This is a genomic window from Agarivorans sp. B2Z047 (assembly GCF_023373605.1).
In the GTDB taxonomy this organism is placed as follows: Bacteria; Pseudomonadota; Gammaproteobacteria; order Enterobacterales; family Celerinatantimonadaceae; genus Agarivorans; species Agarivorans albus.
Window position 1 is genome coordinate 22,330 of sequence record NZ_CP088080.1, and the last position, 15,314, is coordinate 37,643.

The 15,314-nt window shown below is 46.8% G+C and carries 6 protein-coding genes, 2 tRNA genes, 4 rRNA genes and 1 pseudogene; 11 read left to right on the forward strand and 2 right to left on the reverse strand.

Annotated elements, in window-relative coordinates; genetic code table 11:
* Nucleotides 1-13 precede the first annotated feature (13 nt).
* On the reverse strand, nucleotides 14-2,173 hold the full coding sequence (gene fadB / locus LQZ07_RS00095) for a fatty acid oxidation complex subunit alpha FadB (protein ID WP_152785052.1): 2,160 nt from the start codon (nucleotides 2,171-2,173) through the stop codon (nucleotides 14-16).
* Between the two features lie 270 nt (nucleotides 2,174-2,443).
* On the opposite strand from fadB, the pseudogene pepQ reads away from it, so the two are divergent.
* The 11 genes and pseudogenes from pepQ (at nucleotide 2,444) to pssA (ending at nucleotide 13,752) form a co-directional block, all read left to right on the forward strand.
* Nucleotides 2,444-3,773: pseudogene (pepQ, locus tag LQZ07_RS00100) on the forward strand (Xaa-Pro dipeptidase).
* Nucleotides 3,764-4,390, forward strand: a complete 627-nt coding sequence (locus tag LQZ07_RS00105) for a YigZ family protein (RefSeq protein ID WP_152785051.1) — start codon at nucleotides 3,764-3,766, stop codon at nucleotides 4,388-4,390. The pseudogene pepQ and the gene LQZ07_RS00105 overlap by 10 nt, the downstream one beginning before the upstream one ends.
* A 69-nt stretch (nucleotides 4,391-4,459) precedes the next feature.
* Complete coding sequence (locus LQZ07_RS00110; protein WP_051147556.1) at nucleotides 4,460-5,917, forward strand: TrkH family potassium uptake protein; 1,458 nt, start codon at nucleotides 4,460-4,462, stop codon at nucleotides 5,915-5,917.
* A gap of 2 nt (nucleotides 5,918-5,919) precedes the next feature.
* A complete protein-coding gene (hemG, locus tag LQZ07_RS00115) occupies nucleotides 5,920-6,450 on the forward strand; it encodes a menaquinone-dependent protoporphyrinogen IX dehydrogenase (protein WP_152785050.1) in 531 nt (176 codons plus the stop codon).
* Nucleotides 6,451-6,877: 427 nt separating this feature from the next.
* Nucleotides 6,878-8,422, forward strand: a 16S ribosomal RNA gene (locus tag LQZ07_RS00120).
* A 74-nt stretch (nucleotides 8,423-8,496) separates the two neighbouring features.
* Nucleotides 8,497-8,573 (forward strand) — tRNA-Ile (locus LQZ07_RS00125).
* A gap of 21 nt (nucleotides 8,574-8,594) precedes the next feature.
* Nucleotides 8,595-8,670, forward strand: a tRNA-Ala gene (locus LQZ07_RS00130).
* Between the two features lie 233 nt (nucleotides 8,671-8,903).
* A 23S ribosomal RNA gene (locus tag LQZ07_RS00135) occupies nucleotides 8,904-11,793 on the forward strand.
* Nucleotides 11,794-11,904: 111 nt separating this feature from the next.
* A 5S ribosomal RNA gene (rrf, locus tag LQZ07_RS00140) occupies nucleotides 11,905-12,020 on the forward strand.
* Nucleotides 12,021-12,120: 100 nt separating this feature from the next.
* Nucleotides 12,121-12,236: ribosomal RNA gene (gene rrf, locus LQZ07_RS00145) — 5S ribosomal RNA — on the forward strand.
* The 16S, 23S and 5S rRNA genes sit together here with 2 tRNA genes alongside, the layout of an rRNA operon.
* A gap of 43 nt (nucleotides 12,237-12,279) precedes the next feature.
* Nucleotides 12,280-13,752, forward strand: coding sequence for a CDP-diacylglycerol--serine O-phosphatidyltransferase (pssA, locus tag LQZ07_RS00150; protein ID WP_249483440.1), 1,473 nt, complete (start codon nucleotides 12,280-12,282; stop codon nucleotides 13,750-13,752).
* A 58-nt stretch (nucleotides 13,753-13,810) separates the two neighbouring features.
* Here pssA and LQZ07_RS00155 read toward each other — a convergent pair whose 3' ends face one another.
* Nucleotides 13,811-15,301 (reverse strand): CoA-acylating methylmalonate-semialdehyde dehydrogenase, encoded by a 1,491-nt coding sequence (locus tag LQZ07_RS00155; protein ID WP_152784019.1) that lies wholly within the window; start codon nucleotides 15,299-15,301, stop codon nucleotides 13,811-13,813.
* Between the last annotated feature and the right edge of the window lie 13 nt (nucleotides 15,302-15,314).

Genomic DNA, 15,314 nt, shown 5'->3' on the forward strand with positions numbered 1-15,314 from the left:
TTATATTCCTCCATTAACCTTGCTTGCCGTAGTAAGTTTCGCCCGCCGCTGCTTTAGCGCGAAGGTCGTCGGTAACTTGGTAAAGTGGACCAAGTTCAGCGTATTGATCTGCAAGAGCTACGTAGTTATCTAACCCCATGGTATCTAGGTAGCGGAATACACCACCTCGGAATGGAGGGAAGCCTAAGCCATAAACCAGTGCCATATCGGCTTCGGCAGGGCTTTGAATAATGCCTTCTTCTAAACAGCGCACCACTTCGTTAATCATTGGAATCATCATGCGGGCAATAATCTGCTCACTGCTGTAGTCGTAACGTTCTTTGCAAATTTTGGTGAGCAAATCATAGCTGGCCGGATCGGCATCCTTTTTCGGTTTACCTCGGCGGTCTTTGGTATAGGCATAAAATCCTAAGCCATTTTTCTGGCCAAAGCGTTCAGCTTGGTACATAACATCAATCGCATCTTCTCCGGTTTTGCTCATGCGCTCAGGGAAGCCGTTAGCCATTACTGCGCCAGCATGGTGGCCGGTATCAATACCTACCACATCAAGCAGGTAAGCTGGGCCCATCGGCCAACCGAATTGCTTCTCCATGATTTTGTCTACTTTTACAAAATCAGCACCATCTTGAAGTAGGCGAGTAAAACCAAAGAAGTAAGGGAACAATACACGGTTTACAAAAAAGCCTGGGCAGTCATTAACTACCACCGGGGTTTTGCCCATTTTGGCAGCGTAAGCCACCACGCTATCGATGGTTTCTTGAGAAGTCTTTTCACCGCGAATAACTTCAACCAATGGCATACGATGCACCGGGTTGAAGAAGTGCATACCACAGAACTTTTCTGGGCGGGTTAGGTTTTTAGCCAATAGCGAAATAGGAATGGTGGAAGTATTTGAGGCCACAATGGTGTCGGCAGAGACTTTCTGTTCCACCTCTTGTAGCACAGCTGCTTTAATCTTTGGATTTTCAACCACTGCTTCAACCACGATGTCGCTATTAGCGATAGACTCATAATTTAAGCTCGGGTCAATGGCTGAAAGGATTTTGCCCATTTTCAAACCATCTATGCGACCACGCTCTAGCTGTTTGTTGAGTAACTTAGTTGCTTCATTCATGCCAAGCTCAAGTGCTGCTTGGTTAATGTCTTTCATTACCGCGGGTACGCCACGGCTAGCGCTTTGATAAGCGATACCACCACCCATAATGCCAGCGCCTAGTACTGCGGCTTGATTAATGGCTTGGGCATTTTTAGCTGCCTTTTTAGCTAAACCTTTTAGTTGTTGGTCATTTAGGAAGATACCAACCAGGGCTTGAGCAACATCTGATTTTGCCAAACCAATAAAGTATTTACCTTCTAAGGCTAAAGCTTCTTCACGTCCGCAAGCTGCGGCCTTTTCCATGGTTTTAACTGCAGTGATAGGAGCAGGGTAGTGTGGCCCCGCTTTTGCGATAACCATACCTTTGGCGCAGTTAAAGCTCATCATGGCTTCGATTTTGTTTAATGCGAGGGGCGATAGTTTAGCTTTGCGACGGTTCTGCCAATCAATTTTTTCATTGATGGCTTCTTGCAGCATGGCTAAGGCCGCATCATGTAATCGTTCTGCGGGGACAACAGCGTCTACCATGCCAAATTTTTGTGCTTCTGCTGCTTTGTAGTTTTTACCGGTAGTAATCCATTCCATGGCGTTATCGGCACCAATTACTCGGGGTAATCTCACTGTGCCACCAAAGCCAGGCATAATGCCCAGTTGGGTTTCGGGTAAGCCAATGCGAGCGCTAGGCTCGGCAATACGTAAATCTGTAGAGAGGATAAATTCGCAGCCGCCACCGAGTGCGTAGCCATTAATCGCGGAAACGGTAGGTACAGGTAGATCTTCTAGGGCGTTAAAAATGTCATTGGCTTTGGTTAGCCAAGCGCCTAGCTCTTCTTCTGGCAGTGCAAACAAACCCAAAAACTCGGTGATATCAGCACCAACAATGAAGGCGTCTTTTGCCGAACTAAGCAATAAGCCTTTTAGTTCTGTTTGCTGTTGCAACGCGCTAATAGCTTCATCTAGCGATACTAAAGTGCTTTTATCTAGCTTATTTACACTTCCTTGCTTGGCATCGAATGTTAGTTCAGCGATACCGTCGGCAATATAACGAACACTAAGGTTCTCGCCTTGATATATCATTCTGCTCTCCTTGTGGCTGGTGTGCATTGCACCAGTTTTGTGTAGGGGTTAGAGATAAACTTGTAATCAATTTGTTACTCAAACATTAAAACAAATATAACACCCATTTAAAACACTTGTTTGATATTTTGTTGCTTGCCGCACAAAACCGCTTGTGAGTGGCTGGCTTATATCCTTAATAAATCATCAATTAACTGCTCTAGATCCAACTATATGTTTATTAAATGCGCTATAACTAAATAGCTAATTAATAGTCGTAGAGAGGGTGCTATGCCAACTATTCATCAACTGTTTTCTCAGCATATTGAACAATTGCAGCAGCGGGTTGCAGATGTATTAGAGCGTGAGGAGCTTGACGCCTTAATCATTCATTCCGGTTACCCTCTACGAACCTTTTTGGATGATCAGCATTATCCATTTAAAACTAACCCGCATTTCAAACATTGGCTGCCACTTACAGAGCATCCACATTGTTGGCTGGTGGTTGATGGCACAAGCAAGCCGGTATTGATTTATCATCAGCCAAGTGACTATTGGCATAAAACGGCAGGTGACCCAGAGGGCTTTTGGGTAGATAGTTTTGAGATTAAGCGGATGGCTAATCCGCAAGATATTGAGCCTTTCCTGCCAGTTAAACGACAACGATGTGCCTACATCGGCGAGCATCCAGACAGAATTAGCTGAGGCTTTGGATATTGGGGAGCGAAACCCAGAATCAGTGCTTAACTACCTGCATTATTACCGCGCATACAAAACCGACTACGAGCTTGAATGCATTCATGAGGCAAACCGTCGTGCGGTTAAAGCCCACCTGAGCGCTAAAGAGCTGTTTTTTGCTGGTGCATCAGAGTTTGAAATTAACTTAGCTTATTTAGCTAGCTTGGGAAAAAGTGAATACTCACTTCCATATTCAAACATAATTGGCATGAATCAAAATGCAGCAATTCTTCATTACACCGCTTTAAGTGCTAGTAAGCTTGCCGAGAAACAGCATTATTCAATGTTGATTGATGCTGGCGCTGAGTATCGGGGGTACGCGGCAGACATCACCCGCACCTATGCTTACCGTAAAGGACTGTTTGCTGAGCTGGTGGCTGAAATGGACAAACTGCAGCTGGCTTTGATTGCTGATTTAAAACCCGGGTATCGCTATACCGACCTGCACTTTAAAGCGCATCGACAGTTAGCCAAGCTGTTAGTGGATTTTGAGTTTGTATATTGCAGTGCCGCTGCTGCCGTGGAAAAAGGCATTACACGTTGTTTTTTCCCACATGGTTTAGGTCATCACTTAGGATTGCAGGTGCATGACGTAGGTGGTTTTATGCAAGATGAAGACGGCGATGTACAAGCTGCACCGGCCAGCGATCCGTTTTTGCGCTGTACTCGCATGATTGAACCGCGCCAAGTGCTTACCATAGAGCCCGGTTTATATTTTATCGAAAGTTTGTTAACCGAATTGGCTGAATCAGAACATACTCGCTTGATTAATTGGGCAAGGGTTGATGAAATGCGTCGCTTTGGCGGTATTCGTATAGAAGACAATGTGGTGGTTACCGCGCTGGCTTGTAACAACCTAACGCGAGAGCAAAATTGGCAATAGCAGTAAATGATTATTTTAAACCGCAGCAAACGGTGAGTTGCGAAGAGTTAATCAAACGTAGCCGTTTTATTAGCTTGATTATTCCAGTTGCTAATCGCCAACAAGCACAGCAACAGTTAGAAGAAATAAAACAGTTACATCCACAAGCGCGTCATCATTGTTGGGCTTTTGTGGCCGGTCACCCTAACGATAGCCAATGTTTGGGTTTTAGTGATGATGGCGAACCCTCGGGGACAGCGGGTAAACCCATGTTAGCCCAATTGCAGGGAAGTGGCTTAGGTCAAATTCTGGCGGTGGTTGTTCGTTATTCAGGTGGCATTAAACTTGGTACAGGAGGCCTAGTTAAAGCTTATGGCGGTGGCGTTCAGCAAGCATTAAAGTTGGTTGAATCTGAGCGAGTGGTCGCTTGTGGAGAGTGCAGCTTGGAATTTGATTATGCCTATACAGTCCAAGTAGAGAGTATGCTCGAGCGCCATCAAGCGCTTAAGCTTGATACTCAGTTTTCTAGCCTAGCGCAGATGCAGGTTAGTTTACCGCTTAGTGAATATGCAGCTTTCAAACAACAGCTGATTAACCTCTCAAGTGGGCAGATTAAGGTAGGGAAGCTGCTGTCTTAAGTTGTCTTGTGCAACGCTTTACTTCAAGATATGCAGCATTAACTTTATTTAGAAAGAGATACGACACGGATGCAGATCAGAGCGATTATTAGGATCGTTGGACTTCTAGTAATGCTATTTAGTCTCGCTATGATCGTTCCGGCTATTGTCGCTGCGGTATATAAAGATGGTGCTGGTAAGGCCTTTATGGCCGCTTTTGCACTGTGTGTTAGCGCTGGTTTTCTATTGTGGTTCCCACAAAGGCATCAAAAAACTGAGCTTAAAGCCAAAGAAGGCTTTCTCATTGTTGTTCTATTCTGGACAGTGCTGGGCAGCGTAGGTGCGCTGCCGTTTATTCTTACCGAAAACCCCAACATGTCGGTTACCGACTCCTTTTTTGAATCATTTTCTGGCTTAACCACAACCGGCGCCACAGTGATTGTTGGTATCGAAAACCTGCCTAAAGGTATTTTGTTTTACCGGCAAATGCTGCAATGGTTGGGTGGAATGGGCATCATTGTATTAGCGGTTGCGGTATTGCCTATTCTTGGGGTTGGGGGCATGCAGTTATATCGCGCCGAAATTCCCGGTCCAGTTAAAGACAAAAAGATGACCCCCAGAATTGCCGAAACCGCCAAGGTGCTTTGGTACATCTATTTGTTTCTCACTATTAGTTGTACGGTGGCATTTTGGTTGGCGGGCATGTCGATGTTTGATGCGATTTGTCACGCTTTCTCCACCATTGCTATTGGTGGTTTTTCTACCTATGACGCCAGCCTTGGTCACTTCGATAGTTCTCTCATTAATACCATCTGTGCGGTGTTTCTTATTATTTCCGGGATTAATTTCTCTTTACACTTTGCCGCGGTAAATGGTCGCAACATCACCTTTAAGTACTATTTTCTTGACCCTGAGTGCCGAGCGTTTTTCTTTATTCAGATTAGCTTAACTCTGATTTGTGTGGCTATTTTGTTAGCCCAGCAAGTCTATAGCTCACCCACGGTTGCGCTAGACCAAGCCTTTATTCAATCTGTGTCCATCTCAACGACAGCTGGTTTTACTACCACCAGTTTCTCTGAGTGGCCATTGTTTTTGCCTGTGTTGTTAGTATTTTCTAGCTTTATTGGTGGTTGCGCAGGTTCGACCGGTGGTGGCTTAAAGGTAATTCGGGTATTTCTGTTAAGTCTGCAGGGCATGCGAGAGCTCAAGCGCCTGGTTCACCCTCGTGCGGTTTATCAAATTAAGTTGGCAAATAAAGCTTTGCCCGATCGAGTATTAGAAGCGGTATGGGGCTTCTTCTCTGCCTATACATTAGTGTTTGTTATTTGTATGTTGGGGCTTATAGCGTCAGGTATGGACGAGTTATCGGCATTTTCAGCAGTGGTGGCTTGTTTAAACAACCTTGGTCCGGGGCTTGGTCAAGTAGCGGTGCACTATTCAGATATAAGCGACGCCAGCAAATGGGTATTGTTAATTGCTATGCTATTTGGCCGCCTAGAAGTGTTTACCTTATTGGTACTATTTACCCCAGTGTTTTGGAAAAGTTAATCATGAAGTTGTTAGTATTATATTCAAGCTGCGAAGGACAAACCTTAAAGATTGCTAAACATATTGTGTCTCAGCAAGCAGGTGAGGTAGCGGCTGATTACATACAGATAGATAGTAATCAACAAAGCCTAGATTTAACGGCCTATGACAAAGTACTCATTGGCGCATCCATTCGTTATGGTAAATTCAGGCCGCAACTGTATTCCTTGTTAGCCAAGTACCAAAACCAACTGGCTAATGTTCCTGTAGCGTTCTTTGGTGTGTGCCTTACCGCCCGTAAGCCAGAAAAAAATACGCCCGAAACTAGTGTATATATGAAGAAGCTAAACCTTAATGCCGCTTGGATGCCTAAATTGCAGGCTGTGTTTGCGGGTGCATTGCTTTATTCAAAGTACACTTGGTGGCAAGCGCTGCTTATTCAATTCATCATGAAAATGACCGGTGGTAGCACCGACAAAAGCCAAGACCTAGAGTTAACTGATTGGGCGAAGGTAGATGAATTTGCTACTCAGTTCGCAAAACTGGATAAATAATCAGCGAAATCTATAGTTTTTGTGTGGATTTGCACAAGCTTTAACCACTTAAACAAAAATCCTAATATTTCTTCAAAAAACGCTTGCGCCGCGGGAATCGATCCCTATAATGCACCTCCACTGACACGGCACGCAGCGCGCTAAAGCAAAGCAAGGCTACGTCAGGGTTAGCAAGGCCTAGGGCTGAGTTGACCGGTTGAAAAACTTCTTCTTAATTAATATTAAAAAGCGGTTGACAGCCACAGAGGAAAGCGTAGAATGCGCACCTCGCTTCGGCAACGAAGCAACGCTCTTTAACAATTTATCAAGCAATCTGTGTGAGCACTCACAGGACCTTAAGCGAAAAAATTAAGCTTAAGTGAACTGGAGTCTTGCACTGTAAAACACAGTAATAATTTCAGTTTTTAACTTTGAGCGAAAAAACTTTTGATTGAAGAGTTTGATCATGGCTCAGATTGAACGCTGGCGGCAGGCTTAACACATGCAAGTCGAGCGGTAACAGAGAGTAGCTTGCTACTTTGCTGACGAGCGGCGGACGGGTGAGTAATGCTTGGGAATATGCCTTTACGTGGGGGACAACAGTTGGAAACGACTGCTAATACCGCATAATGTCTTCGGACCAAAGGAGGGGATGCTTCGGCACCTTTCGCGTAAAGATTAGCCCAAGTGGGATTAGCTAGTTGGTAAGGTAATGGCTTACCAAGGCGACGATCCCTAGCTGGTTTGAGAGGATGATCAGCCACACTGGGACTGAGACACGGCCCAGACTCCTACGGGAGGCAGCAGTGGGGAATATTGCACAATGGGCGAAAGCCTGATGCAGCCATGCCGCGTGTGTGAAGAAGGCCTTCGGGTTGTAAAGCACTTTCAGTCGTGAGGAAGGGGTAGTAATTAATACTTGCTATCTTTGACGTTAGCGACAGAAGAAGGACCGGCTAACTCCGTGCCAGCAGCCGCGGTAATACGGAGGGTCCGAGCGTTAATCGGAATTACTGGGCGTAAAGCGTACGCAGGCGGCTTGTTAAGCCAGATGTGAAATCCCCGGGCTCAACCTGGGAATGGCATTTGGAACTGGCAAGCTAGAGTTTTGTAGAGGGTGGTAGAATTTCAGGTGTAGCGGTGAAATGCGTAGAGATCTGAAGGAATACCAGTGGCGAAGGCGGCCACCTGGACAAAAACTGACGCTCATGTACGAAAGCGTGGGGAGCAAACAGGATTAGATACCCTGGTAGTCCACGCCGTAAACGATGTCTACTAGTTGTCTGTGAGTTTAACTCGTGGGTAACGCAGCTAACGCATTAAGTAGACCGCCTGGGGAGTACGGCCGCAAGGTTAAAACTCAAATGAATTGACGGGGGCCCGCACAAGCGGTGGAGCATGTGGTTTAATTCGATGCAACGCGAAGAACCTTACCTGCCCTTGACATACTGAGAACTTGGAAGAGATTCCTTGGTGCCTTCGGGAACTCAGATACAGGTGCTGCATGGCTGTCGTCAGCTCGTGTCGTGAGATGTTGGGTTAAGTCCCGCAACGAGCGCAACCCCTATCCTTATTTGCCAGCACGTAATGGTGGGAACTCTAGGGAGACTGCCGGTGATAAACCGGAGGAAGGTGGGGACGACGTCAAGTCATCATGGCCCTTACGGGCAGGGCTACACACGTGCTACAATGGCATGTACAGAGGGATGCGAACTCGCGAGAGCAAGCGGACCCCAAAAAGCATGTCGTAGTCCGGATCGGAGTCTGCAACTCGACTCCGTGAAGTCGGAATCGCTAGTAATCGTAGATCAGAATGCTACGGTGAATACGTTCCCGGGCCTTGTACACACCGCCCGTCACACCATGGGAGTGGGCTGCAAAAGAAGTGGGTAGTTTAACCTTCGGGAGGACGCTCACCACTTTGTGGTTCATGACTGGGGTGAAGTCGTAACAAGGTAGCCCTAGGGGAACCTGGGGCTGGATCACCTCCTTATTATGATGCTTAGGTTTTGTGACGTGTTCACACAGATTGCTTGATAGAAAGTAAGAGAAAGTTGGCACCTATTTAGGTCTGTAGCTCAGCTGGTTAGAGCGCACCCCTGATAAGGGTGAGGTCGGCAGTTCAAGTCTGCCCAGACCTACCAGGGTCCAACTAAGTAAGAAATGGGGCTATAGCTCAGCTGGGAGAGCGCCTGCCTTGCACGCAGGAGGTCTGCGGTTCGATCCCGCATAGCTCCACCACTTCTTACCTAAAAACCAAAGATAAGTCGCCGAAACTTGGCCATTTACCTTTGGTTTTTTTATGAACCAATGCTCTTTAACAATTTGGAAAAGCTGATAAAAAATATCTCAAGAATATGAGTTTAATAACAAGTGTTCTTGGTATTCAAAAATAAGGTGATCGTACTCGAATGGCAGGACTTATACAGCCTGACCATTCAAGTGATTTAAGCGACAACATTTAGGTGTTGTATGGTTAAGTGACTAAGCGTATACGGTGGATGCCTTGGCAGTCAGAGGCGATGAAGGACGTGTTAATCTGCGATAAGCTGTGTTAAGTCGATAAAAGACGTTATAGACACAGATTTCCGAATGGGGAAACCCACTGCATTTTATGCAGTATCGTAACGTGAATACATAGCGTTGCGAGGCGAACCCGGGGAACTGAAACATCTAAGTACCCGGAGGAAAAGAAATCAACCGAGATTCTGGTAGTAGCGGCGAGCGAACCCGGATTAGCCCTTAAGCTTTTAGGTGATTAGTGGAACATTCTGGAAAGGATGGCGATACAGGGTGATAGCCCCGTACATGAAAATCTACTTTAAGTGAAATCGAGTAGGACGGCACACGTGATATGTTGTCTGAATATGGGGGGACCATCCTCCAAGGCTAAATACTCCTGACTGACCGATAGTGAACCAGTACCGTGAGGGAAAGGCGAAAAGAACCCCTGTGAGGGGAGTGAAATAGAACCTGAAACCGTATACGTACAAGCAGTGGGAGCCCCCTTGTGGGGTGACTGCGTACCTTTTGTATAATGGGTCAACGACTTAATTTCAGTAGCAAGGTTAAGCGAATAGCGGAGCCGTAGGGAAACCGAGTGTTAACTGCGCGCATAGTTGCTGGGATTAGACCCGAAACCCGGTGATCTAGCCATGGGCAGGTTGAAGATTGGGTAACACCAATTGGAGGACCGAACCGACTAATGTTGAAAAATTAGCGGATGACTTGTGGCTGGGGGTGAAAGGCCAATCAAACCGGGAGATAGCTGGTTCTCCTCGAAAGCTATTTAGGTAGCGCCTCGAGCGAATACTGATGGGGGTAGAGCACTGTTAAGGCTAGGGGGTCATCCCGACTTACCAACCCTTTGCAAACTCCGAATACCATCAAGTACTACTCGGGAGACACACGGCGGGTGCTAACGTCCGTCGTGGAAAGGGAAACAACCCAGACCGTCAGCTAAGGTCCCAAAGTGTATGTTAAGTGGGAAACGATGTGGGAAGGCTTAGACAGCCAGGATGTTGGCTTAGAAGCAGCCATCATTTAAAGAAAGCGTAATAGCTCACTGGTCGAGTCGGCCTGCGCGGAAGATGTAACGGGGCTAAACATACCACCGAAGCTACGGGAGCATGCTTGCATGCTCGGTAGAGGAGCGTTCTGTAAGCCGTTGAAGGTGGATCGTAAGGTTTGCTGGAGGTATCAGAAGTGCGAATGTTGACATGAGTAACGATAAAGGGGGTGAAAAGCCCCCTCGCCGAAAGACCAAGGTTTCCTGTCCAATGTTAATCAGGGCAGGGTGAGTCGGCCCCTAAGGCGAGACTGAAAAGTGTAGTCGATGGGAAACAGGTTAATATTCCTGTACTTCGTATAATTGCGATGGGAGGACGGAGAAGGCTAGGCCAGCGTGGCGATGGTTGTCCACGTGAAAGGCAGTAGGCGGTAAACTTAGGCAAATCCGGGTTTACATTACGCTGAGAGTTGATGACGAGTGTCTACGGACACGAAGTGGTTGATGCCCTGCTTCCAGGAAAAGTCTCTAAGCTTCAGATTATACGAAACCGTACCCCAAACCGACACAGGTGGTTGGGTAGAGAATACCAAGGCGCTTGAGAGAACTCGGGTGAAGGAACTAGGCAAAATGGTACCGTAACTTCGGGAGAAGGTACGCTCTTGATGGTGATGGGACTTGCTCCCTAAGCTGCTGAGAGTCGCAGATACCAGTTGGCTGCAACTGTTTATTAAAAACACAGCACTGTGCTAAATCGAAAGATGACGTATACGGTGTGACGCCTGCCCGGTGCCGGAAGGTTAATTGATGTGGTTAGCGTTCGCGCGAAGCTATTGATCGAAGCCCCGGTAAACGGCGGCCGTAACTATAACGGTCCTAAGGTAGCGAAATTCCTTGTCGGGTAAGTTCCGACCTGCACGAATGGCGTAATGATGGCCAAGCTGTCTCCACCCGAGACTCAGTGAAATTGAAATTGCCGTGAAGATGCGGTGTACCCGCGGCTAGACGGAAAGACCCCGTGAACCTTTACTACAGCTTGACACTGAACATTGACCCTACATGTGTAGGATAGGTGGGAGGCTTTGAAGCGTTGTCGCTAGATGACGTGGAGCCGACCTTGAAATACCACCCTTGTAGTGTTGATGTTCTAACGTTGGTCCCTTATCGGGATTGCGGACAGTGTCTGGTGGGTAGTTTGACTGGGGCGGTCTCCTCCCAAAGAGTAACGGAGGAGCACGAAGGTTGGCTAAGTATGGTCGGACATCATACGGTTAGTGCAATGGCATAAGCCAGCTTAACTGCGAGACAGACACGTCGAGCAGGTACGAAAGTAGGTCATAGTGATCCGGTGGTTCTGTATGGAAGGGCCATCGCTCAACGGATAAAAGGTACTCCGGGGATAACAGGCTGATACCGCCCAAGAGTTCATATCGACGGCGGTGTTTGGCACCTCGATGTCGGCTCATCACATCCTGGGGCTGAAGTCGGTCCCAAGGGTATGGCTGTTCGCCATTTAAAGTGGTACGCGAGCTGGGTTTAGAACGTCGTGAGACAGTTCGGTCCCTATCTGCCGTGGGCGTTTGAGAATTGAGGGGAGCTGCTCCTAGTACGAGAGGACCGGAGTGGACGAACCGCTGGTGTTTGGGTTGTTATGCCAATAGCATTGCCCAGTAGCTACGTTCGGAACTGATAACCGCTGAAAGCATCTAAGCGGGAAGCAGGCCTCGAGATTAATTCTCACTAGGACTTTAAGTCCTCTGAAGGGCCGTTGGAGACTACAACGTTGATAGGCAAGGTGTGTAAGTGCTGTGAGGCATTGAGCTAACTTGTACTAATTACCCGTGAGGCTTAACCATACAACACCTAAAGGGTGTTGCTTATAGATACTTTATTTTAGAAACCATGAATACTTGTTAGTGCTCATGAGATGTTTCAGCTTTTTCGAATGTTAAAGACAACAGTTTTTGCCTGGTGGCAATAGCGTTGTGGACCCACCTGACTCCATGCCGAACTCAGAAGTGAAACGCAACTGCGCCGATGATAGTGTGGGGCTTCCCCATGTGAAAGTAGGTCTCCGCCAGGCTCTTATACTAAGCCCTCGTCTAATGACGAGGGCTTTTTACTCTAGCTAAGGAAATTTTGGCCTCGCCAACTAGCTTGAGTGAACAATGTAAAAGTTTTTGCCTGGTGGCAATAGCGTTGTGGACCCACCTGACTCCATGCCGAACTCAGAAGTGAAACGCAACTGCGCCGATGATAGTGTGGGGCTTCCCCATGTGAAAGTAGGTCACTGCTAGGCTCCAAATAGTAAAGGGCTTCCCAATGGGAAGCCCTTTTTCTTTGTGCGCCATAGTTGTGTGGAGCTAGCAGCAATTTTACGCTTTGTTGATAGCTTTCTTAGTGGCCAAGCTGATCCTTTGTTACAATTAGCCAAGCATAGTGCTAGTAATCAAGAATCTATATTAATGACTCCACGTTTTTCTCGTAACGCATCGTTACAGTCTCTTCCCAAAATTGCGCAAGATCCACTGCAGTTTAAAACCTTGCTGAGTGCAGAAGAGTATCGCCTTGCCTTGCTAGAGCAGATAGCTGAGGCTAAGTCTCGGATTTATATCGTTGCGCTTTACCTTGAAGATGATCAAGCTGGCCGCAGCATAATGGAAGGCCTGTATTCTGCTAAACAGCGTAACCCAGAGCTAGAAGTTGTTGTCTTAGTTGATTGGCATCGTGCTCAACGTGGTTTGATTGGCGATGAGCAGGCCGAGGGTAACGCTGCGATGTACCGTGAGTATGAACAACGTTACCCAGGCCTTATTACCTTCTACGGTGTGCCTGTGAGTAATCGCGAATTGTTTGGCGTACTGCATTTAAAAGGTAGCATTATTGATGATACGGTAGTGTATAGCGGTGCCAGTATTAACAATATCTATTTAGCGCAGCAACAGCGCTACCGCTTTGATCGTTACCACTTGATTGATAATGCTCGCCTAGCTAATGCGATGGTTGACTATGTAGAGCAGTACCTAGTGAATAGCGAAGCAGTGTCTAGCTTATCGACAAATGAGCCGGTGACTACTCGTTCGCTAAAGCCTGCTATTCGTCGTTTACGCTTGTCATTGCAACGTGAGCAATACTCTTACTATCCTCAGCAATGTGAGGAATCTGAAGTTGGCATCACACCTTTACTGGGTTTGGGGCGTCGCCAAAATTTACTCAATAAAACCATTCGCCAGCTGATCATAAAAGCCAGCCATCAAATAACCTTATGCACGCCGTATTTTAATCCTCCAGGTAGCTTGTCTAGGGAAATTAGCAAAGCTTTAAAAAATGGTGTGAAAGTAAAGCTGATTGTTGGCGATAAAACCGCAAGCGACTTTTACAGCAAGCCAGATGAAAACTTTAAGGTTATCCATGCGCTACCTTATCTGTACGAACTGAATTTGTCTAAGTTTGTTAAACGCCAGCTAAAATACATAAATAGTGGTTTGTTAAGTATTCATTTGTGGTCGCATCAAGATAATAGCTTTCATGTAAAAGGTTTGTGGGTCGATGAGCGCTATAGCTTATTAACCGGTAATAACTTGAATCCACGCGCTTGGAACTTGGATTTAGAGAATGGCTTATTGATTGATGACCCGAAAGGATTGTTAAGTGAGCAAAAGGAGGTCGAGCTGAATAATATATTGGCTCACACAAAGTTAGTGCATTGTGTAGCAGATTTGGACAGCCTGGCTAATTACCCCTTGCCAGTGAAGCGCTTGCTAAAACGAATAAACAGAGTGCGCGCTGACCGTTTGTTAAAACAAATCTTATAGGTAGCTGCCTACCTGCTTAGCCCAGCCTTAAGCTGGGCTAGTAAGACAAATAAGCCCTTTAGCTAGGGAATGAGAAATTTACCCCTTCGCGTACCGACGCTGATGGCCAACGCTGGGTAATGGTTTTACGTTTAGTATAAAAGCGCACAGCATCTGGTCCGTAGGCGTGTAAATCACCAAACAAAGAACGCTTCCAACCACCAAAGCTATGATAAGAAACCGGCACAGGCAAAGGAATGTTGATACCTACCATTCCAACTTGAATGTTGTCTGAGAAGTAACGTGCAGCCTCGCCATCACGGGTATATAGGCAAGTACCATTACCAAATTGATGCTTGTTAATCAGTTGCATACCTTGTTCCATGCTATCCACTCGAACCACACACAACACCGGTCCAAAAATCTCTTCTTGGTAGGCTTTCATCGTTTCGGTGACATGGTCAATTAGAGTTCCTCCAACGTAGAAGCCATTAGGGTAGCCCGCTACTTGAGTATTGCGACCATCTACAACTACGGTGGCGCCATCTGCTTCAGCACTACTAATGTACATTTCAACTTTGTCTCGCTGTTCGCCACTAATTAGTGGTCCAAAGTCGTTTTCTTTATCTGAGTAGGCACCAACCTTTAGGTTCTGCATTTGCTGAGTTAAACCATCTACCAGCTTGTCGGCAATTTCGTCACCTACGGCAACCGCAACCGATAAGGCCATACAACGTTCACCCGAGGAGCCAAAAGCTGCGCCAAGTAGAGAGTTTACGGCGTTATCTAAATCGGCATCAGGCATGATGATGGCGTGATTTTTTGCCCCGCCTAAGGCCTGGCAGCGCTTACCATTGGCGGTAGCGGTGCTGTATATGTACTCGGCGATTGGGGTAGAACCTACAAAGCTTACTGCTGCAACACGAGGGTCGGTAAGTAAGGTATCTACGGCTTCTTTATCGCCATTCACTACATTAAATACACCTGCTGGTAATCCTGCTTGATGAAGGAGTTCGGCAATTAGCATTGTCGCCGACGGATCTCGCTCAGAGGGTTTTAATACAAAGCTATTCCCGCACATAAGTGCCATAGGGAACATCCACATAGGCACCATTACAGGGAAATTGAATGGGGTTATCCCAGCTACTACTCCCAAGGCTTGGAATTCACTCCATGAGTCTATGCCTGGGCCAACGTTACGCGAATGTTCACCTTTAAGTACCTCGGGTGCAGCACAGGCGTATTCAACATTTTCAATGCCCCGGGTAAGCTCGCCCATAGCGTCATGGACGATTTTTCCGTGCTGTTGGCCTACCAGTTCACAAATGCGCTCGGCATTCTCTTCCAGCAAGGTTTTGTAGCGAAACATAATTTGGGCACGTTTTGCCACTGGCGTATCTCGCCAAGCGGGAAAAGCTTGTTGAGCGGCGCTAATGGCTTGCTCAACCGTAGTTTTGTCAGCCAAGGCAACTTGGCTAGCAACTTGACCGGTAGAAGGGTTATACACATCTTGTGAGCGCGTGTAGTCGTTGTGGTTTTCGCCGTTAATTAAATGACCGATGATAGACATAAAGCTTTCCTTA